General features: G+C 72.7%; 15 protein-coding genes, 1 other RNA gene and 1 pseudogene. 14 read left to right on the plus strand and 3 right to left on the minus strand.

Features of this window, described 5'->3' with window-relative positions:
* Positions 1–127 precede the first annotated feature (127 nt).
* Positions 128–3,472: an FHA domain-containing protein gene (locus ACFWYM_RS20945; protein WP_384839017.1), complete on the minus strand. Its 3,345-nt coding sequence runs from the start codon at positions 3,470–3,472 to the stop codon at positions 128–130.
* Positions 3,473–3,931: 459 nt separating this feature from the next.
* On the opposite strand from ACFWYM_RS20945, the gene ACFWYM_RS20950 reads away from it, so the two are divergent.
* From ACFWYM_RS20950 to ACFWYM_RS20965, 4 genes are all read left to right on the plus strand, one after another.
* Positions 3,932–5,563, plus strand: coding sequence for a serine/threonine-protein kinase (locus ACFWYM_RS20950; RefSeq protein ID WP_384839020.1), 1,632 nt, complete (start codon positions 3,932–3,934; stop codon positions 5,561–5,563).
* Positions 5,564–5,763: 200 nt separating this feature from the next.
* Positions 5,764–7,038, plus strand: a complete 1,275-nt coding sequence (locus tag ACFWYM_RS20955; RefSeq protein ID WP_384839023.1) for a serine/threonine-protein kinase — start codon at positions 5,764–5,766, stop codon at positions 7,036–7,038.
* 59 nt (positions 7,039–7,097) lie between these two features.
* The gene (gene prfB, locus ACFWYM_RS20960; protein WP_384839026.1) at positions 7,098–8,204 is read left to right on the plus strand and encodes a peptide chain release factor 2; all 1,107 of its coding nucleotides are present in this window, start codon (positions 7,098–7,100) and stop codon (positions 8,202–8,204) included.
* Between the two features lie 312 nt (positions 8,205–8,516).
* Complete coding sequence (locus ACFWYM_RS20965) at positions 8,517–9,203, plus strand: hypothetical protein (RefSeq protein ID WP_384839029.1); 687 nt, start codon at positions 8,517–8,519, stop codon at positions 9,201–9,203.
* A gap of 152 nt (positions 9,204–9,355) precedes the next feature.
* Here the strand turns inward: ACFWYM_RS20965 and ACFWYM_RS20970 are convergent, their stop codons facing one another.
* Entirely contained in the window at positions 9,356–9,547 is a 192-nt protein-coding gene (locus tag ACFWYM_RS20970; RefSeq protein WP_384839032.1) for a hypothetical protein, read from the minus strand.
* A gap of 276 nt (positions 9,548–9,823) precedes the next feature.
* Between ACFWYM_RS20970 and ftsE the strand changes: the two genes are divergently transcribed.
* From ftsE to dacB, 8 genes are all read left to right on the plus strand, one after another.
* Positions 9,824–10,513 carry a cell division ATP-binding protein FtsE gene (gene ftsE, locus ACFWYM_RS20975; protein WP_384839035.1) on the plus strand — a complete coding sequence of 230 codons (690 nt, stop codon included), beginning with the start codon at positions 9,824–9,826 and terminating at the stop codon, positions 10,511–10,513.
* Positions 10,514–10,557: 44 nt separating this feature from the next.
* Positions 10,558–11,475, plus strand: a complete 918-nt coding sequence (gene ftsX / locus ACFWYM_RS20980; protein ID WP_384839038.1) for a permease-like cell division protein FtsX — start codon at positions 10,558–10,560, stop codon at positions 11,473–11,475.
* Positions 11,476–11,553: 78 nt separating this feature from the next.
* On the plus strand, positions 11,554–12,741 hold the full coding sequence (locus ACFWYM_RS20985) for a S41 family peptidase (protein ID WP_384839041.1): 1,188 nt from the start codon (positions 11,554–11,556) through the stop codon (positions 12,739–12,741).
* Between the two features lie 18 nt (positions 12,742–12,759).
* Positions 12,760–13,281 carry an SsrA-binding protein SmpB gene (smpB, locus tag ACFWYM_RS20990; protein WP_384839044.1) on the plus strand — a complete coding sequence of 174 codons (522 nt, stop codon included), beginning with the start codon at positions 12,760–12,762 and terminating at the stop codon, positions 13,279–13,281.
* A gap of 106 nt (positions 13,282–13,387) precedes the next feature.
* Positions 13,388–13,758, plus strand: a transfer-messenger RNA (tmRNA) gene (gene ssrA, locus ACFWYM_RS20995).
* A 222-nt stretch (positions 13,759–13,980) separates the two neighbouring features.
* Complete coding sequence (locus ACFWYM_RS21000) at positions 13,981–14,253, plus strand: hypothetical protein (RefSeq protein ID WP_384839046.1); 273 nt, start codon at positions 13,981–13,983, stop codon at positions 14,251–14,253.
* Entirely contained in the window at positions 14,250–15,053 is an 804-nt protein-coding gene (locus ACFWYM_RS21005) for a collagen-like protein (RefSeq protein ID WP_384839049.1), read from the plus strand. The genes ACFWYM_RS21000 and ACFWYM_RS21005 overlap by 4 nt, the downstream gene beginning before the upstream one ends.
* A gap of 162 nt (positions 15,054–15,215) precedes the next feature.
* Positions 15,216–16,811 (plus strand): D-alanyl-D-alanine carboxypeptidase/D-alanyl-D-alanine-endopeptidase, encoded by a 1,596-nt coding sequence (gene dacB / locus ACFWYM_RS21010; protein WP_384839052.1) that lies wholly within the window; start codon positions 15,216–15,218, stop codon positions 16,809–16,811.
* Here the strand turns inward: dacB and ACFWYM_RS21015 are convergent.
* A complete protein-coding gene (locus ACFWYM_RS21015) occupies positions 16,792–18,186 on the minus strand; it encodes an MFS transporter (protein ID WP_384839055.1) in 1,395 nt (464 codons plus the stop codon). The genes dacB and ACFWYM_RS21015 overlap by 20 nt on opposite strands.
* Before the next feature lie 93 nt (positions 18,187–18,279).
* On the opposite strand from ACFWYM_RS21015, the pseudogene ACFWYM_RS21020 reads away from it, so the two are divergent.
* Together ACFWYM_RS21020 and ACFWYM_RS21025 are read left to right on the plus strand one after the other, a co-directional pair.
* A pseudogene (locus tag ACFWYM_RS21020) lies at positions 18,280–19,275 on the plus strand (LysR family transcriptional regulator).
* A 159-nt stretch (positions 19,276–19,434) separates the two neighbouring features.
* Positions 19,435–20,211: a hypothetical protein gene (locus tag ACFWYM_RS21025; protein ID WP_384839058.1), complete on the plus strand. Its 777-nt coding sequence runs from the start codon at positions 19,435–19,437 to the stop codon at positions 20,209–20,211.
* Positions 20,212–20,312 lie beyond the last annotated feature (101 nt).

Below are 20,312 nucleotides of genomic sequence, written 5' to 3' on the forward strand. Positions count from 1 at the left end.
CAGGTGATCGTGATGGCGTTGTGACGTGGTGTCATGCCTTCTGTCGGAGGTGCTTCGCCGCCCTCGGCGCGGGGTGGGGCAACCCGGCTGCGGGGCGGCGCCGCCTACGGGAGCGGCGCGACCTCCGCTACAGGAGCGGCGCGACCTCCGCGACGGCGACCGACCCCGCGGCCCGCTCCAGCGCACTGGCGAGCAACGCCAAGTCCGTTGGCCCATTGCCCAGTTCGCGCACCGGCCGCCGCGCGGGCGGGTCGCCCATCCGCTCCCACTCCAGCGGAACGACGGTCGGCCGCAGCGTCGCCGTACGCGGAATCCGCCCCGTCACCCGCCCCGCCTGGAACGGTGTGACCCGCCCCTCCGCCACCCGCACGAGCTCTCCCCGCCCGGGAGCGGGGTCCTCCGGCCCGGCAGCGGGCGCGTCCAGCGCCACCCGCAGCCCCGCCCCGCGCGCGAGCTCCGTCTCGGCGGCCCGCCCGCCGGGGCCCACCGCCGCGACGAGGTGCACCCCGAGCCGCTCCCCGTCCCGCGCGACCGACTCCAGGGCGCGGACCACGGATCCGGCCGCCGGTCGGCCCGGTGAGCCGAGCGCGGGGGACAGCAGCGCGTCGAAGTCGTCCACCAGGACGACGAGTCGGGGCAGCGGGGGCCCCGGCTCGGGCCGCGCCCGCCCTCCGGGACGCAGCCGCAGCGTGGCGCTGGGCGGCGCCTCGATGTCGGCTCCGGAGGGACCGGGGACGGCCGGGCCGGGCACGGAGGGCGTGCGCCCGGACGGGGCGGATACGGACGGGGTGCGTCCGGACGGTGCGGGTACGGACGGAGTGCGCCCGGACGGAGAGAGCGGGCCCGCGTCCCCCGCCCCGTCCCCGCCGGCCCGCTGCGCCACCATCCGCCCCGAGACCTCGCGCCGCGTGTGCCACTCGCCGAAGCCGAGCCGCCCGAGCAGCTCCGCGCGCCGCTTCAGCTCGGCGGTCAGGGACTGGGCGAACTCCCGCATCCGTACGGGGTCGTTGGCGTTCAGATGCGTCGTGACATGGGGCAGGTCCGTGCAGACCCGCAGCCCCTCCGCGCCCCGCTCGATCCCGCCGTTGCCTCCGCTCGTGCCGCTGCCGCTGTCCCGGCCGTCGATGAGGACGAGACCGAGCCGGTCGGGCCGCTCGGCGGCGGCGAGGGACGCGGCGACGGAGCGCAGCAGCTCCGTGCGCCCACTGCCCGTCGGCCCCTCGATCAGCAGATGCGGCCCCTCGGTCGCGAGGTCCACGGCGACGGGGCCGCGCGGCCCGGCGCCCAGGACCGGCCAGGCCCGCCCGCCCAGCGCCTCCGGGTCGTCCGCGGCCGCCGCCCAGCGCGCCATCAGGGACGCCGGGGTGGCCCGGGCGAGCCCCAACTCGTCGAGCAGGCGGGCGGATTGAGGCAGCGGTGCGGACACGCGCGCGTGCCCCTCGCCGGGCACACCGTCCGGGCGCAGCGGGGCGAGGGAGCGGGCGAACCGCTCGGCCCAGGCCGCCGAGACCGCGTCCAGCGCCGCAACCGTGCCGTGCCCCGCGGGGTGGCCGTCCGCGGTGCGCAGCAGCCGCAGCGCCGTCGCCACGTCCCCGCTGAGCAGCGCGACGGCGCCGCACGCGCGGAAGGCGGGCGTCACCGAGCACGCCGCCTCGTACGTCGAGGGGACCGGCGAGGCGGGGGAGGCGGCCGGGGTCTCGGCGAGGCACACGACGTGGATCCCGGCACGCGCCCCGTCCCGGGCGAGCCGCACGGTGGCCTCGCGCAGCCCCGCCGAGCCCGGGTCCCCGTCCACGACGAGCACGGTGAAGGGCCCGTCACCGGCCGGGCTCCGCCTGCCCGAGAAGCCCGCGGGCGCCCAACTCCCGTTTCTGCCCCCGGAGTTGCCCTCAATATGGTCGTCGAGGCGGCGCAGCAGCTCGCCGGTGCGCGCCGCCGCCTGCTCCCTGTCGTACGCGAGGAGGAGGCGGCAGTCCTGGCCGTGTGCCGGACGCAGATGCGGGAGCCAGCCGAGCCAGCCCCACGCGGCGGTGCGCTCCTGAAGAGGGCGGGCGCGGTCCGTGCTCAGCAGCACGATCTCCAGGCTGTCCGGGGAGTGCAGCGCGGCGAGCTGGGCGACGACGGCGCGGCCCAGCCCCGAGAGCCGCTCCCTGGGCCCGGCGAGGCCGAGGGCCCCGGCCTCCCGCAGGCTGACCGTGACAGGCACGGCGGGCAGCAGGGGGCCCGGTCCGCCGGACCCCGGGGCGGCCCGGTCGACCGTGCCGAGCCGGACCGCGAGGGTCTCCGGGTGAGCTGGGCCGCGCTCCCAGAGGCGGGGGCCCGGGCCGAGCGCGGTGAGCAGCAGGGCCGCCGGGTCGGGCCAGGACTCCGGGGTGCGGGCGGCGGCGGCCACGGCGGGGTCTTCGGGGGTGGCGGGGTCGTGCTGGTCGTGGGGCGGGGGGTCGCCCTGCGGCCCGTACCCCGCTTCGTACGCCGGCTCTTCCCTGGTCTCGTCCCGGGAGCCGGTGAGCCGCCGGGCCCATGCCGAGAGGCCGCCGCGCTTGCGGGCTCCGCGCGGCACCGGTGTCCCGCGCACGGGGGTGCCCACGCGGGTGTGCTCGGCCTCGGGGGCGCCGCCCTGCTGGGGCACGAGCGGGGGCTCGGGCGTGCGGGGCCGGACGCCGTCGGGGGGTGTCCCTCCTACGGAGGAGCCCCAGTCCGCGGAACCGTACGCATGGTGGGTGGCCTGTGACGGCGGACCCTGCGGAGAAGAAGGAGAAGGGGAAGCCGGGGAAGCAGGGGAAGCAGGAGAAGGGGACGAAGGGGACTCGGGGGTCCCGGCGGTGCGCACGCGCACGTGCCCCTCGCCGTCCGCCGCCGTCGCCAGGGTGGCCTCCGCCTCGGTGCCCGCGGCCAGGCGCAGGGCGGACTCGCCGAGGCGCAGCAGGGAGCCGGGGGCGAGGCGGACCGGGCGGTCGGTGATCTCGGTGCCGTCCACCGATGTGCCGTTCGTCGAGCCGAGGTCCGTGACCGAGACCTGGCCGTCCGGGGCGAGCGTGACCGCGCAGTGCAGGCGGGAGACATCGGGGTCGTCGAGCGCCACGTCCGCCTCGGCGGAGCGGCCCACGCGGATCTGGCCGCCGTGCAGGAGGTGGACGCCGCCCGCGTCCGGGCCCGCCACCACGCGCAACTGGGCGGCGGCGCCCGCCAGTTCGGGACCCGGCTCGGCCGGGGCGCCGAGGCTCAGCACCGCGCCGTCGAGCAGCGGGGGCTCGCCGAGGGTGCTGCGCTGGGGGTCGAGGCGCTCCTGGCCCACGTACAGAACGGCCGGGCCGTCGCCGCCCGCCGCCGTGGCCAGGCCCGAGGCGATCGCCGCGAGCGCGGTCCCGGTGGGGGCGGTGACCAGCACGTCACAGGCGTGGGGTGGCGCGGGGCGGCCCTGGGGCTCGGTCTGGCCGCTGCGCGACCCGAGGACGGTCAGCCGGATCTGCATCGCGTCAGCGGTCCCTCCTGTGCTGGGCACCCGGCACGGGGACTCGCGCGACTCGCGCTGTGATTCCCCCCACCGCACACGGGCACGTCGGCCAGTAACAAGAAAGCATCCTCGCACCTGCCACTGACAACACGCCCGCCACCCACCCGTAAGTGATCTTGATTGGTCGGCTCTGCTCGGAAAAGTGCCTGCTTGGACCGGTGTGGAAAACGGCGGGGGTCACGGTGACGAAGGTCAATTCCCGCAGCCGTCGGCAACCAACGGAGCCGGGCGAGCGTCTATCCGGAGAACAAGAATCCGGGCAGGGTGAGGGCCGGGCGGAAGATGACCGGCCGGTGCCCCGTTCGGCGGCACTACAGTTGGGGCGGAACAGCATCCGGCGGCAGAGCCGGGCCCCCAGATCAGATCAGACCAGACCAGACCAGACCAGACCAGCGAGATCAGCAGGGAGCGCATGACGTGCGGCCGGTAGGCAGCAAGTACCTGCTCGAGGAGCCGCTCGGACGCGGCGCCACGGGCACCGTCTGGCGAGCCCGCCAGCGCGAGACCGCGGGCGCCGAGGCGGCCGTTCCCGGCCAGCCCGGCGAGACCGTCGCGATCAAGGTCCTCAAGGAAGAGCTCGCCAACGACGCGGACGTCGTGATGCGCTTCCTGAGAGAGCGCTCCGTCCTGCTGCGGCTCACGCACCCGAACATCGTGCGCACCCGTGACCTGGTCGTCGAGGGCGATCTGCTCGCCCTCGTCATGGACCTCGTCGACGGCCCCGACCTGCACCGCTACCTCCGCGAGAACGGCCCGTTCACCCCGGTCGCCGCCGCCCTGATGACCGCGCAGATCGCCGACGCCCTGGCCGCGAGCCACGCGGACGGCGTCGTGCACCGCGACCTGAAGCCGGCCAACGTCCTGCTCAAGCAGGAGGCGGACGGCGCGGACGGCGCCGGTGGCGCGCTGTACCCGATGCTCACCGACTTCGGCATCGCCCGTCTCGCCGACTCCCCGGGCCTGACCCGCACCCACGAGTTCGTCGGCACGCCCGCCTATGTCGCGCCGGAGTCCGCCGAGGGCCGTCCGCAGACGTCCGCGGTCGACATCTACGGCGCGGGCATCCTCCTGTACGAGCTGGTCACGGGGCAGCCGCCGTTCTCCGGCGGCTCCGCGCTCGAAGTCCTGCACCAGCACCTCAGCGCCGAGCCGCGCCGCCCCTCCACCGTCCCGGACCCGCTGTGGACGGTCATCGAGCGCTGCCTCAGCAAGGACCCCGACCGGCGCCCCAGCGCCGAGAACCTCGCCCGCGGCCTGCGCGCCGTCGCCGAGGGCGTCGGGGTGCACGCGAGCGCCGCGCAGATCGCCGCGGCGGAGGGCGTGGGCGCGCTCCTCATGCCCGACCCGTCGCCCGCCCAGGTCCCGGACACCCCCGGCGCCGCCGACCCCACCCAGGTCCTGCCGAGCAACGCCTCTTCGTACGACCCGAACGCGGCGACGAGCGTCATGCAGAACACCGGCGGCCCCGGCGGCGGACCCCACGCCGACCCGACCGCCGTGATGCCCCCGGTGCCCCCGGGCGCCCCCGGCGCGGGCGGCGGTCCGGACGACCCGCACCCCTGGCAGAACCAGATGCGCGCGGCCCGCGACCGCAACGAGCAGACGCAGGTTCAGTCGTACGTGGACCCGAACCAGGACCCGCTGCGCCGCCGCCCCCAGCGCCAGGTCGCCCGCAACCAGCCGCCGCAGCAGCGCCCCCAGCAGTACGCGCAGCCGCAGCAGCGCTACGCCCCGCAGCCCCAGCAGCAGCAACAGCCGCAGCAGTACTACGCCCCGCCGCAGCAGCAGCCCCCGCACCAGCCGCCGCCGGCCGCCCCGCAGCGCGAGCCCCGCCAGCGGCGCGAGCGCAGCCCGAACCGGACGAAGATCCCGGGCCTCGGCTGCCTCAAGGGCTGCCTCCTGGTGATCGTCGTGCTCTTCCTGGCCGGCTGGGCGGTGTGGGAGTTCAGCCCGCTGCAGGACTGGATCGGCACCACGAAGAGCTACTGGGGCCAGATCAAGGAGGTCTACAACACGGTGGGCGACTGGATGGGCAAGCTCGGCAACTGACGGCCGGGCGCGGTCCGCCCCGGTCTCCACCGGGCCAATTCCCGGACGACTCCGGGGATTTGTCGACACCTGCGGGGTGGTTTCCCGCGCGGATGTGATGGTTGGCGCTCCGGCCGCGTATTTTTGTCGGCCGGGGGCCAAGGGAGAGGTGCCTCTCCGGGTCGGCGGAGCGTCGCCGACACACATCCGTAGGAGCAGTCTTGGCACGGAAGATCGGCAGCCGGTACACGGCCCACCAGATCCTGGGGCGGGGCAGTGCCGGCACGGTGTGGCTGGGCGAGGGCCCCGAGGGACCCGTCGCCATCAAGCTGCTGCGCGAGGACCTGGCCTCGGACCAGGAGCTCGTCGGCCGCTTCGTCCAGGAGCGCACGGCCCTGCTGAGCCTCGACCACGCGCGCGTGGTGGGCGTCCACGACCTCGTGGTGGACGGCAACGACCTGGCCCTCGTCATGGACCTCGTGCGCGGCACGGACCTGCGCACCCGTCTGGACCGCGAGCGCCGCCTGGCCCCGGAGGCCGCGGTCGCCATCGTCGCGGACGTCGCCGACGCCCTGGCCGCCGCGCACGCCGCCGGGATCGTGCACCGCGACGTGAAGCCGGAGAACGTCCTCCTGGACATGCAGGGCCCCCTCGGCCCGGGCGGCGCGCACCCCGCCCTGCTCACCGACTTCGGCGTCGCCAAGCTCATCGACTCCCCGCGCCGCACCAAGGCGACGAAGATCATCGGCACCCCGGACTACCTGGCCCCCGAGATCATCGAGGGCCTGCCCCCGCGCGCGGCCGTCGACATCTACGCCCTGGCGACGGTCCTGTACGAGCTCCTCGCGGGCTTCACGCCCTTCGGCGGCGGCCACCCCGGCGCGGTGCTCCGCCGCCATGTCACGGAGACGGTGGTCCCGCTCCCGGGCATCCCGGAAGAGCTCTGGCAGCTCCTCGTGCAGTGCCTCGCGAAGGCCCCGGCGTCCCGGCTGCGCGCCTCGGAGCTCGGCTCCCGGCTGCGCGAGCAGCTCCCGCTCCTGGCGGGCCTGCCGCCCCTGGACGTCGACGAGCCGTACGCCGACGAGCAGGGGGCGTCCGAGGGGGCCGCCGACGAGGGCTCCGAGGAGCACGCGACCGCCGCCCCGCAGCCCGCCCCGGGCACCCCGCGCCGCGGCGCCGTCCCCCTGGTGCCCGGCTCGGCGCCCGCCGACTCGAACCGAGACACCCACACGTCGATGCGGGTACCGGGCCCGGACGAGCTCGCGGGCGGCGCCCGGGGCACCGCCCGTGTCCCGCGCGCGACGGGCGCCGCCCGGCCCGGCTCGGCCCGCCACCGCTCGGCCACGCGCCGCCGCCGCATCACGCTGGGTGCGGCCGCGGTCGTGCTGGTCGCGGCGGCCGGGGTGGGCACCTGGGCGGCGACCCAGGGCGACGACGCGGACGCGACCCCGCGGGACCAGCAGAACCCCGGGAACTCGGCCCCGCCGGCCCCGTAGCGGGCCCCGGACCGACCGCGGAGGGAAACGCCGCTTCCCCCAGCCGTTACGCTGGACCCGTGGCAGTCGTCGACGTATCCGAAGAGCTCAAGTCCCTCTCCTCGACCATGGAGTCGATCGAGGCCGTCCTGGACCTCGACAAGATGAGGGCAGACATCGCCGTGCTCGAGGAGCAGGCGGCCGCGCCGTCCCTGTGGGACGACCCGGACGAGGCACAGAAGATCACCAGCAAGCTGAGCCACCTCCAGGCGGAGGTGCGCAAGGCCGAGGCGCTGCGTGGCCGCATCGACGACCTCGGGGTGCTCTTCGAGATGGCCGAGGAGGAGGACGACCCGGACACCCGTGCCGAGGCCGAGTCCGAGCTCTCCGCCGTCAAGAAGGCGCTCGACGAGATGGAGGTGCGCACGCTCCTCTCCGGTGAGTACGACTCCCGGGAGGCCGTCGTCACCATCCGCGCGGAGGCCGGCGGCGTGGACGCCTCGGACTTCGCCGAGAAGCTCCAGCGCATGTACCTGCGCTGGGCCGAGCGGCACGGCTACAAGACGGAGCTGTACGAGACGTCGTACGCGGAAGAGGCGGGTATCAAGTCCACCACCTTCGCCGTCCAGGCCCCGTACGCCTACGGCACGCTCTCCGTCGAGCAGGGCACCCACCGCCTCGTGCGCATCTCGCCCTTCGACAACCAGGGCCGCCGCCAGACCTCCTTCGCGGGCGTCGAGATCCTCCCGGTGGTCGAGCAGACCGACCACATCGAGATCGACGAGTCCGAGCTGCGCGTCGACGTGTACCGCTCCTCGGGCCCCGGCGGCCAGGGCGTGAACACGACGGACTCCGCCGTCCGTCTGACCCACCTCCCCACCGGCATCGTGGTCTCCTGCCAGAACGAGCGCTCGCAGATCCAGAACAAGGCCACCGCGATGAACGTCCTCCAGGCGAAGCTCCTCGAGCGCCGCCGCCAGGAGGAGCAGGAGAAGATGAACGCCCTCAAGGGCGACGGCGGCAACTCCTGGGGCAACCAGATGCGTTCGTACGTCCTGCACCCGTACCAGATGGTCAAGGACCTGCGGACGGAGTTCGAAGTCGGTAACCCGGAGGCCGTGTTCAACGGTGAGATCGACGGCTTCCTCGAGGCCGGAATTCGCTGGCGCAAGCAGCAGGAGAAGTAGGCGCGGATATACGCGCAGCTCAGCAGCGCTTTGTCGACAAGGCAACTGCCCCCTTCCGGGCGGCAGTTGCCTTTGTTGTGTGCCCGGAGTGCCTCTTACGTCACAGTCACATCTCCGTACGCCGGTCAACCAACCGCATAACGGACATCGCGCACGCAACGACCTTGACGGTGGTCTGAAAAGTGGAAAGGCTAGCGGGCGGCATGCGTATATCTGGGGCGCGTGTGATCAGTGGGGGCCGATCGCGAGCCCCGGTGAATGCGGCCCCGGGCGCTGCCTCATTGACGATTAGCTACTGGGGGTAGCAGCCACATGACCAAGAAGACGCGGATCCGTGTCGCGCGGATAGCCGCCGGCGCGGTGATCGCCGCCGGTGCCTCGCTGTCCGCCGCCGGTGCCGCCTCGGCCCTGGACCTCGGCGTGGACCTCGGCGGCGCGGGCGTGAACGCCAGCGTGGACGAGAACGGCGTGGGTGTCGACGTGCACGGCCCGAAGGACGACGACCCGACCGGTGACCCCACGGTGATCCCGACGGACCCGACGGACCCGCCCACCGAGCCGACGGACCCGCCCACGGACCCGACGGACCCGCCGACCGAGCCGACGGACCCGCCCACCGACCCCACGGACCCGCCCACCGACCCCACGGACCCGCCGACCGACCCGACGGACCCGCCCACGGACCCGACGGACGACCCGACGGACCCCACGGACCAGCCGAGCGACCCGGGCAACCCCGGTGGCGGTGACCACGACGGCACCAACCCCGACGGCGGCTCCAAGCCCGTCGAGCAGGGCAAGGGCAAGGACGGCCTGAGCCAGACCGGCACCAAGCCGGTCGAGCAGGTCGGCGACAAGGGCAAGGACAAGGGCGAGCTCGCCGAGACGGGTGCCGCCGAGACCACGTTCCTGGTCATCGGTGCCGCCACGATGATCGCCGGCGGCATCGGCTTCCGTATCCTGCCGCGCCTCGTCGGCAACCGTGGCGCCGCCGCCTGATCCGGGCGACGCGCGACGCCTGAAGCGTCAAGAGAAGGGCCCCGGAGCCGACTGGCTCCGGGGCCCTTCTCGCGTACGTGGCTACGTGTCACGGATCCGTACGCCCAGTGATGCTCGGCTTGCCGATGCTCACCCTCTGTCGTGGCGCGTGCTCACACCGTCTGGTGCGCGAGCAGCGCGACCGCCGCGATCAGCACCACGAGAAGCCCTATCAGGGCCGCCGGGCTCAGGCCGCCGAAGGGGCCCTCCTGCTGCATGCGCTCACGGTTCGCCCGGCACACGGGGCAGCGGCCTTCACTGACAGGCGCCGCGCAGTTCGCGCACACCAACCGGTCATAGGTCATGCGCCACTCCTCCTCCGCAAGGCTCACCCTGCCCAACGCTAGGGGGAACTCAACCGTTCCCCCTACCACTGTGCCAGCTTCTGTGGATTTCGGCGCGCGTCGCCCGGTCGCACAGGAGCACGCTCGCCGGATCCGGGCTGGTTCCCACCGATCCGTTCCGCTTGGAATCGGGGCGTCATCCGCGACAAATCGCGCAACTCAGGACGCCGACTGCGCTCCCGTACCCGCTTCGCGTATGGTCACGCACACCTACCCCCGGCAACCCGTGGTGCATCCGTGATCCGATTCGACAACGTCTCCAAGGCTTACCCCAAGCAGACCCGACCCGCCCTCAGGGACGTCTCCCTCGAGATCGAGAAGGGCGAGTTCGTCTTCCTGGTGGGGTCCTCCGGCTCCGGAAAGTCCACCTTCCTGCGGCTGATCCTCCGCGAGGAGCGGACCAGCCACGGCCAGGTGCACGTCCTGGGCAAGGACCTCGCGCGCCTGTCCAACTGGAAGGTGCCGCACATGCGGCGCCAGTTGGGCACCGTCTTCCAGGACTTCCGCCTGCTGCCCAACAAGACCGTCGGCGAGAACGTCGCGTTCGCGCAGGAGGTCATCGGCAAGCCTCGCGGCGAGATCCGCAAGGCCGTGCCCCAAGTGCTCGACCTGGTGGGGCTCGGCGGCAAGGAGGACCGCATGCCGGGCGAGCTCTCCGGTGGTGAGCAGCAGCGCGTCGCGATCGCCCGCGCCTTCGTGAACCGGCCCAAGCTGCTGATCGCGGACGAGCCGACCGGCAACCTCGACCCGCAGACCTCCGTCGGGATCATGAAGCTCCTCGACCGCATCAACCGGACCGGCACCACCGTCGTGATGGCCACCCACGACCAGCAGATCGTGGACCAGATGCGCAAGCGAGTCATCGAGCTGGAGAAGGGCCGTCTCGTCCGCGACCAGTCGCGCGGCGTCTACGGCTACCAGCACTGAGGACCCGCTCCGCCCCACCGCTTCTGATCCACTGAAAGGACGCCATGCGCGCCCAGTTCGTCCTGTCGGAGATCGGCGTCGGTCTCCGCCGCAATCTCACGATGACCTTCGCGGTCATCGTCTCCGTGGCCCTGTCGCTCGCCCTCTTCGGCGGCTCGCTGCTCATGAACCAGCAAGTGAGCAACATGAAGGGCTACTGGTACGACAAGGTCAACGTCTCGATCTTCCTGTGCAACAAGGCCGACGCCCAGCAGGACCCCAAGTGCGCCAAGGGCGCCGTCACGGCCGAGCAGAAGAAGCTGATCCTCAGCGACCTGAAGAAGATGCCGGTCGTCGAGAAGGTCATGTACGAGTCGGCCGACCAGGCGTACAAGCACTACAAGGAGCAGTTCGGCGACTCCCCGCTGTCCAACTCCCTGACGCCGGACCAGATGCAGGAGTCGTACCGCGTCAAGCTCAAGGACCCGGAGAAGTACAAGGTGGTCGCGACCGCCTTCTCCGGGCGTGAGGGCGTGCAGTCCGTGCAGGACCAGAAGACCTACCTGGAGAACCTCTTCGGCCTCCTCAACGGCATGAAGTGGGCGGCGACCGCGGTGATGGCGCTGATGCTGAGCGTCGCGCTGATGCTGATCGTGAACACGGTGCGCGTATCGGCGTTCAGCCGCCGGCGCGAGACCGGCATCATGCGGCTCGTCGGCGCGTCCAGCATCTACATCCAGCTGCCGTTCATCATGGAGGCCGCCGTCGCCGGTCTCATCGGGGCCGGAGTCGCCTGCGGGATGATGATGGTCGGGCGGTACTTCATCGTCGACCACGGCCTCGCGCTCGCCGACAAGGTCAACCTGATCCAGTTCGTCGGCTGGGACGCGGTCCTGGCCAAGATGCCGCTGGTGCTCGCGATCGGGCTGCTGATGCCCGCGTTCGCCGCGTTCTTCGCGCTGCGCAAGTACCTCAAGGTGTGACGCGGGCCCCACGGGGCTTTGGGCGCCGTACGGTTCAACGAGCCGTACGGCGCCCTTCGTTGTCCTAGACTCACCGTCATGTCAGGTCTCGACCGGTCCTCCCGGCCCCGACGGATCCGCCGCGGGGCGACCCTGACATTGGTCTTCGCGAGCGTCCTCGCGACCGGCGCGGCCACCGGCTCATGGAGCGAGACGGTGCCCGAGGGCCGGAAATCCGCCACCCCCGTGGCCCGTTCGGCGCCGCTGCCCGAGCCGTCGTCCGCCCCCGACGACCCGGCTGCCGAGGCAGCGGACGCCGCCGCCGAGGCGATGGCCGACGGCAAGTCCCCCAAGAAGGCCGCCGAGGACGCCGTCAGCCGCAGCGGGGACCGCTGGGGATCGGTCTACTCCCAGGGCGAGTACCAGGAGTTCGAGCAGGCCCTCGACGGCGCGTACACGGGCGTGGGCCTGTGGGCCCGGCGCGCGGCCGACGGCGGCATCGAGGTCTCGCGCGTCCAGGAGGGCGGCCCCGCCGACCGCGCCGGGATCCGCGAGGGCGACCGGCTGAGCTCGATCGACGGCGAGCGCGTCACGGGCCGTCCCGTCACGGAGGTCGTCGCCCTGCTGCGCGGCGACCACGCGGGCACCCCGGTCGAGCTCCGCCTGGAGCGCGGCACGCGCGCGTGGAGCGAGACGGTGCACAGGGCGCGCCTGTCCACGGACTCGGTGGCCGTGACCCACCTCTCCGGAGGCGCCGTCCTGATCAAGGTCGCCGCCTTCACCAAGGGCTCCGGCGCACGTGTACGGGAAGCGGTCCGCGCCGCTCCCGAGGGCGCCGGGATCCTCCTGGACCTGCGCGGCAACTCCGGGGGCCTGGTCACGGAGGCGGTCACGGCCTCCTCCGCGCTCCTCGACGGCGGCCTGGTGGCCACGTACGACGTACGGGGCGAGCAGCGGGCCCTGCACGCGGAGCCGGGCGGGGACACGGCCAGACCCGTGGTCGTGCTCGTCGACGGCGGGACGATGAGCGCGGCCGAGCTGCTCACAGGCGCCCTCCAGGACCGCGGCCGCGCGGTCGTCGTGGGCTCCAGGACCTTCGGCAAGGGCTCGGTCCAGATGCCGAGCCGCCTCCCGGACGGCTCCGTGGCCGAGCTGACCGTGGGGCACTACCGCACTCCTTCGGGGCGCGCGGTCGACGGCCGGGGCATCACGCCCGACCTGGAGGTCGAGGATGGAGCCGAGGCCCGGGCGGAGACAGTATTGACTGGCCTCGGGCCCCCCTCCTAGTGCGAAAATGGCCGCACTATGGCGAAGGAAAAGGTAAAGCGCAAGGCCGCGAAGGCCGCCGAGAAGGCTCCCGCCCGCAAGATGATCGCGCAGAACAAGAAGGCGCGGCACGACTACCACATCCTGGACACGTACGAGTGCGGCCTGGTGCTCATGGGCACCGAGGTCAAGTCGCTGCGCATGGGCCGGGCGTCCCTGGTGGACGGCTTCGTGCACATCGACCACGGCGAGGCGTGGCTGCACAACATCCACGTCCCCGAGTACGTCCAGGGCACGTGGACCAACCACTCCGCGACGCGCAAGCGCAAGCTCCTGATGCACCGCGCGGAGATCGACAAGCTGGAGTCCAAGTCCCAGGAGACGGGTCACACGATCGTGCCCCTCGCGCTGTACTTCAAGGACAGCCGGGTCAAGGTCGAGATCGCGCTCGCCAAGGGCAAGAAGGAGTACGACAAGAGGCAGACGCTGCGAGAGAAGCAGGACACCCGCGAGACGAACCGCGCGATCTCGGCGGCCCGGCGGCGGCAGGGCATCGCCTAGCCGTCAGGAATACGGTGGCATCGTCGCGCGTTGGTCACGTACGATGGAGCACGTTCCGCTGGTGACGGGACACCGGGTCGCGAGACCCACTTTGAAAAATCAACATGGGGATGATCGGTTTCGACAGCGGATGTCGAAGCAGGGGAAGCGTGTCGAGGAAGCGGCAATGATCTCGTTAACCATATGTCGCAACCAATAATCGCCAACACCAAGCGCGATTCCTTCGCCCTCGCTGCCTAAGTAGCGACTTTGCGAAGTGTCAGCCCGGGGCTGTTCCCGACCCGGATCCTGGCATCAGCTAGGGAACTAAACTTCTAGACCCGGTCACGGGGTCTGGGAGGAAATCAAACAGTGACTGGGCCCGTCGGAGACTTGTTCGCGAGATCACCGGGGCCGAGAAAATCACAGCGAACTGCACACGGAGAAGCCCTGATTCCGCACCGTTGGACGCGGGTTCGATTCCCGCCATCTCCACTCATCCCATGTGAGGCGAAAGCCCTCCAGCCACCGGCCGGGGGGCTTTTTCCGTGCCCAGGGTTCGGGATCCGGGGCCTGGACGCCATCGAGTGTTCTGTCAACTCCCCTGTGCGGTAAGGCTGTTGGTCGAAGAATGGGCACATCCTCCAGGCATGTGACTCGTTACCGAGAGTGAGTGCAGTGCAGTGCAGTCGGTACGAGGCAAGAGCAGGAGGCAGCCGCTTGGATGCCAGCGTCACTCTCTTCGGCTCCCTCCTCGCCTGTCTGGGAGCTCTGGGTGCGGCCCTGGTGGCGTACCTCGGAAAGCGTGGCGAGAACGCGCTCAACGGCTACTCCAGCCTCACGGAGAAGCTCCAGAGCGAGCGGGACCGCCTGGAGCGGCAGGTCGCCGAACGCGACGCGAGACTCGCCGAGTTGAATGCCCTGCACGCCCATGACCAGACAGAGATCGCCCGGCTGCTGATCGACAACCAACGGCTCGGAGGCACGCGGTGACCCGGCTTGAGCAACTCCTGGCCCCCCGCTGGCGCCTCGCGTTCCTCGTCTGCGTCCTGCTCGCGCTCTCCGGTGTCTCGGCGATCCTCTGGGCCCGTATCGACGCCGGTGACCGCCGGGCCGACCGGCTCGCGGTGGAGGCGGACCGGCGCGGCGCGGCCGTGTCCACGCTCGCGCGTGACGTGCGGACGCTGCGTGCGCAGGTCAGGGCGCACGGCGACACCCCTGCCGCTCCGGACCCGGCCGACGCCGTCGACGACCTGCTCGCCCGGGTCCGGGTGCCCACGTCGACTCCCGGTTCGCGCGGGCCCGAGGGGAAGACGGGCGCGGGTGGAGCTCGTGGGGCCAGTGGGGAGCGAGGGTCGCAAGGCGAGAAGGGTATGCAGGGTGAGCGAGGGGGGCAGGGGGAGCCAGGAGAGCCAGGGGAGCCAGGGGATCCTGGGCCGACGGGTGTGGCAGGTGTGAAGGGGGCCGATGGTGTGGACGGCCTGGACGGGGCGCAGGGCCCTCAAGGGGCGGCCGGTCCGCCCGGTGCGGACGGTGCGGCGGGTGTGGACGGTGCGGCAGGTCCTGCCGGTCCCGCCGGTCCCGCCGGTCCAGCGGGCGAGCAGGGGCCCAAGGGTGACGACGGGCCTCCCGGCCCCAACTGCCCCGAGGGCTACAGCCTTCAGCCTCCGCCCGGAGACCCCGACGCCCTGGTCTGCCGCCGCGACGGCGAGTCCCCCTCGGCACCCGCACCGGTGCTCGGACTGCTGGCGGTGCTGCCGCCCCAGCGGCGCCGCACGTGGGGCCTGCCGTAGGACCTGGTGGTGGGGTCTGGTCGTGGGGGCTGTGGTGGGGCCTGCGGTGGGGTCTGGTGGGGCCTGTCGTGGAGGGCTTCTCGGAGTCGCCTCGGCGCCGTTGCCCGCAGTGGCCGTGCGCGCTCTTTTGCCGTGCCGTTTCATCCGGGATGCTCCAGGGTCATGAGTAGACCCGTGAGACGCGTCAACACCCGTATGCGCCACTGGATCTGGCCCGCCGTGCTCGCCGTCGCGGCGGCCTCCCTCTCGTTCAGCGCTCCGGCCGGGGCGGACTCCGACCGCAGTGGGCTGCCCGAGGCCATCGACGCCATCCTCGGCGATCCCCGCATGGAGGGCGGGGCGGCGAGCGTGGTGGTGGCCGATGCCGCCTCCGGAGACGTGCTGTACCAGCATCTGCCCAGCGGCAGGCTGATGCCCGCGTCCAACACCAAGCTCCTCACCTCGACGGCCGCCATGGAACTCCTCGGCCCCGACCACCGGTTCACCACCGATGTCCTCACCGACGGCGAGCGGCACGGGCCCGTGCTCAAGGGGAACCTGTATCTGCGCGGCACCGGAGACCCGACGACGCTCGCCAAGGACTATGACCAACTCGCCGCGAAGATCGCCGAGTCGGGGGTCAGGAGGGTGTCGGGGCGGCTCGTCGCGGACGACACCCGCTTCGACGCCCGGCGCATCGGGGACACCTGGGGCGGCGACGACGAGTCCTCGTACTACGCGGCACAGATCTCCGCGCTGAGCGTCGCGCCCGACACCGACTACGACACCGGGACGGTCATCGTCGAGGTCGCGCCCGGTGCGCAGGCGGGGGACGAGCCGCGCGTCACCGTGACCCCGAAGACCGACTACGTGGACATCGATCTGAAGGCCACGACCGTCGCCGCGGGTGGCGCTGACACCATCGCCGTCGAGCGGCAGCACGGGAAGAACACCATCACGGTGAGCGGCACCGTGCCCGTGGGCGGGGACACCACCAAGGAGTGGGCCACCGTCTGGGAGCCGACCGGGTACGCGGCGGCCGTCTTCCGGGACGCGCTCGCCGCGCACGGGGTGCGGGTGAGCGGCCCGACGAAGGCCGGTGTCGCCACTCCGAAGGGCGCGAAGCAGCTCGCCGCGCACGACTCCATGGCGCTGAAGGACCTGCTGGTCCCGTTCATGAAGCTGTCCAACAACATGCACGCGGAGAGCCTGACGAAGGCCATGGGGTACGAGGCGACCGGGCGGCCCGGCAGCTGGGACGACGGGCTCGCCGCGATCCACGGCTATCTGAAGACCACCGGCTTCGACCCGGGGCGGATCCGGCAGGTCGACGGGTCCGGCCTCTCGCGCAAGGACAACATCCCGGCGGGCCAGCTCATCACGCTGCTCCGGTCGGTCAAGTCCGCGCCCTGGTACGCGGATTGGTACCGCTCGCTGCCGGTGGCGTGCGAGCCGGACAAGTTCGTCGGCGGCACCCTGCGCTCGCGCATGTGCGGGACCCCGGCGGCGCACAACGTCCATGCGAAGACGGGGACACTGACGGGCGCCTCGGCCCTGTCCGGGTACGTGAAGGACGCGAACGGGCGCGAGCTCGTCTTCAGCATCGTCCTCAACAACTACCTGCCCGCGTCGGTGAAGGCCCTGGAGGACGCGATCGTCGTCACGCTGGCCCAGTCCACCGAGGACAAGGCCGTACCGGCGAAGGTGCGGGCGGAGCGCCGCGCGGCCGGGGGCGAGGGCGAGCTGGAGTGCTCGTGGGTCAAGCCCGCCCGCTGCTGAGTGGGCCGCGTGATCCGCGTGAGCCGTGTGAGCCGTGTGATCCGTGTGATCCGCTCGGTCCGAGCGGGGAGTTGAGCGGGGAGTTGAGCAGGGTGACGAGCAGCGCGGCGGCGGCGGCCGCGGCCGGGGCGCCGTAGGCCGCCGTGGCGCCCAGGTGCTCCACTGCGGCGCCGCCCGCCGCCGCGCCGCACGCGATGCCCCCGAGGAGGCCGGTCACGGCGAGGGTCATGCCCTCGTTGAGCTGCCCCTCGGGGGTGCGTCGCTGGACCAGCGTCATGCCGGTGACCATCGTCGGGGCCGTGCCCATCCCGGCGAGCAGGAGGGCCGGGGCGAGTGCCACGAGGGAGCCGGTGGTGGCGGCCGCGAGCAGGGGCAGGGTCATCAGGGCCGTCATCGCGGCGAGACAGCGGGCGTGGCGGCGGGGGAGCGGGCCGCGCGGCCGCAGGGACCCGTAGCGCAGGCCCGCCACGCAGGAACCGGCGGCCTGGAGGGCGAGGACCACGCCCGCGGCCGACTTGTGGCCGTTCTCGTCAGCGAAGGCGATCGTCACGACCTCCATCGAGCCGAAGACGGCGCCGGTGGCGAGGAACGCGGCGAGCAGAGCGGGCATCCCGCGCGCGTGGAGGGGTGATTTCACCTTCGTAGAGGCGTGTTCCGTCTGGAGCGGTGGCTCCGTGGCGCGTTGGGCGGCGAAGACCAGGACGCCGGTCAGGAGCAGGACCGCGCCTACCAGGGTGCCCGCCTGCGGGAAGAACGTGCCGCAGAGGAAGGCGGCGAGCACCGGGCCGAGCATGAAGCAGAGCTCGTCGGCGGCCTGTTCGAAGGAGTTGGCGGTGTGCACGGCGTCGGCGTCGCCCTTCAGGAGGTGCGCCCAGCGGGCCCGCGACATCCCTCCGGTGTTGGGCGTGGTCGCCGTCGCCGCGTACGCCGCGAACAGGGTCCAGTCCGGCGCCCCGTACCGCACGCAGAGCAGCAGCGCGAGCGAGCCGAGGGCGGCGAGGACGGTGGCGGGCACGGCGACGCGGGCCTGCCCGTGGCGGTCGACGAGCCGCGCCGTCCAGGGCGCGACGAGCGCCGTCGCGGCGAGGCCCGTCGCGGTGACGGCGCCCGCGAGGGCGTACGAGCCGCGGGCACCGGAGATCATGATGACGGCGCTCACGCTGAACATGCCCATGGGCAGGCGGGCGATGAGGTTGCCGATCGTGAAGGCGCGGGCTCCGGGGATGCGGAAGAGACGGGCGTACGGGCTGTCGCTCCGTCTGCGGAGGCGCTCGGGTTCCGCGCGCGGGCGGGGTGCCGCCACGAGGGTGTCGCCGACGACGGTGAACAGGGGGGTGGGGGAGGGGGGTTCGGGTTCGGGTTCGGCAGGGGGCATGCGCTCAGCCTCACCGGGGCGGGCGAGCCCGGTCCAACACCTTCTGAGGGCTGATTCACGCACCTGTGTTGTGAGTTCGCGTAGGTTCACGGGATGACCGCACCCGGCCGCACACCCCGTGACGTGGAGCCCCGGCTGCTCCGCGCCTTCGTCGCCACCGCCGAGGAACTGCACTTCACCCGGGCCGCCGCCCGGCTGTACGTCGCCCAGCAGGCGCTCAGCCGCGATGTCCGGCGCCTGGAGCGTGAGTTGGGTGCCGAGCTCTTCGTACGGACGACGCGGTAGGTCGTCATGACGGCCGCCGGGGAGCGGCTCCTTCCGTATGCGCGGCGGGTGTTGGAGGCGCAGGACGAGATGGTGGCCGCCTTCGGGAGGGGCGGGGAGCGCGCGGCGCGGCCGCTTCTGGTGGACCTCAACAGCCCCGGCCTGTTCTCCGGCCGGGTCCTGGAACGGGCCCGTGAACTCGCGCCGGACTGCGAGCTGATGGCCCGCTTCGAGAGCGGGCTCACCGGCGCGGCACAGGGGATCGTCGACGGGCGCCTCGACGCGTCGTTCGGGCGGTACGCGGGGCTCGGCGCCGCCCTGCGCGAGCGGCTCGCCCAGCAGCCGGTGCGGTACGAGCCGATGGCGGTGCTGCTGCCGCTCGGGCACCGCCTCGCCGGGCTCGACGCGGTGCCGCTCGGGGAGCTCGCGGGCGAGACCGTGTACGCGGGCGCGGGCAACGAGGGGACCCTGGAGTGGACCGATCTGGCCCGGCGGCTCTTCGCGGGGCGGGGCATCCGGGTCGCGCCGCCGGAGCCGCTCGCCGTGGGCGCCGAGGAGTTCGGGCGGATCATGGCGAAGAAGCGGAATCCGGCCCTCGCCGTGGCGGACTTTCCGGCCATGCCCGGCGCGGTGCTGCGGCCCCTCGTCGACCCCGTCCCGCTGTCGCCCGTGTCACTGGTGTGGAGAAAAGGGCAGATACATCCCGGTATTGAGGCTTTGCGGGCCGCCGCGGCCGAACTCGCCGTCGCCGAAGGGTGGCTGACCCGGCCCGGGAATGGGTGGGTTCCGGCCGTAGATGCACTCATCATGATGAGTCAGGACTGACTCAGAACCACCGCTGTCATCGGCGTGCGCTACATTCATGGTCCGGGCGCGGTGTGGTAGGGGGGCGCTTGGATCGGGTGGGGGCCCGGTCCGGACGGCAAGTGCCCGGGGAGTCGTGCGCGCCCGAAGTGAGAGCAGCCTGGGGGGTTGTGCGTACGCATGGAGAACTGGCGAGAGGATGCCCAGCGGGGGCATACCCACGATCCGAACGAGGTCACCGTTCAGATCGACGGGGTGGGACAACAGCTGGCGGACCTGTCCGCGCAGCGTGACCAAGAGCCGCCGGACGGACCGGTGTTCGTCGACGAGACGGGCCGCCGCAGCCGCAGATACCGCAGGATCGGCGTGATCGTCGGCCTGGCCTGCGCCGCCTACGCGGTGGTCATCGTCGCCACCCTGCTCTCGGGCAACTCCAGCGCGCCCTGGCTGCCCGTGCAGGGATCCAAGCCCGAGTCCGACAAGCCCGCGGGCAAGGTGGACACCTCCCAGCTCCCGGCCGACCCGGCGCGCCCGTCCACCACCCCCGGTGCCACCCCCGGGCCCAGCGCCTCGGGCACCGGCACCGCCGAGCCCGGACCGGGCGAGAGCTCCACCGCCGACCCCACCCCGAGCGACGGCGGGACCGGCAAGCCGGACCCCGGCACGTCCACGGGCGGCGGCAAGCCCGACCCCACCGGCAAGCCCACCAAGCCCGACCCGGACCCGACGGAGAAGCCGACCATCCCGGACCCGGACCCGACGAAGACCTCGGACCCGCCGGTCGACCCGCCCACCGAGTCCCCGGACCCGGGCACCGTCTCCGGCGGTGGCGAGGGCGGCGGCGAGGGCGGCGGCCCCGGCCCCGTCGCGGGCGGCCAGGCCACCGCCACCTACGCCAGCTCCAGCTACCACGCCCCCGAGGGCAGCGCGTCCGCCCCGGAGGTCGTCCAGCCATGAACTCCCGTTCCAACAGGGCCCGTTCGCGCCGGGCCCAGAACAGCCGCGCCCAGGGGAGCCGGGCTCAGGGGAGCCGGGCTCAGGGGAGCCGGGCTCAGGGG

The organism is Streptomyces sp. NPDC059009 (assembly GCF_042740175.1).
Taxonomy (GTDB): Bacteria; Actinomycetota; Actinomycetes; order Streptomycetales; family Streptomycetaceae; genus Streptomyces.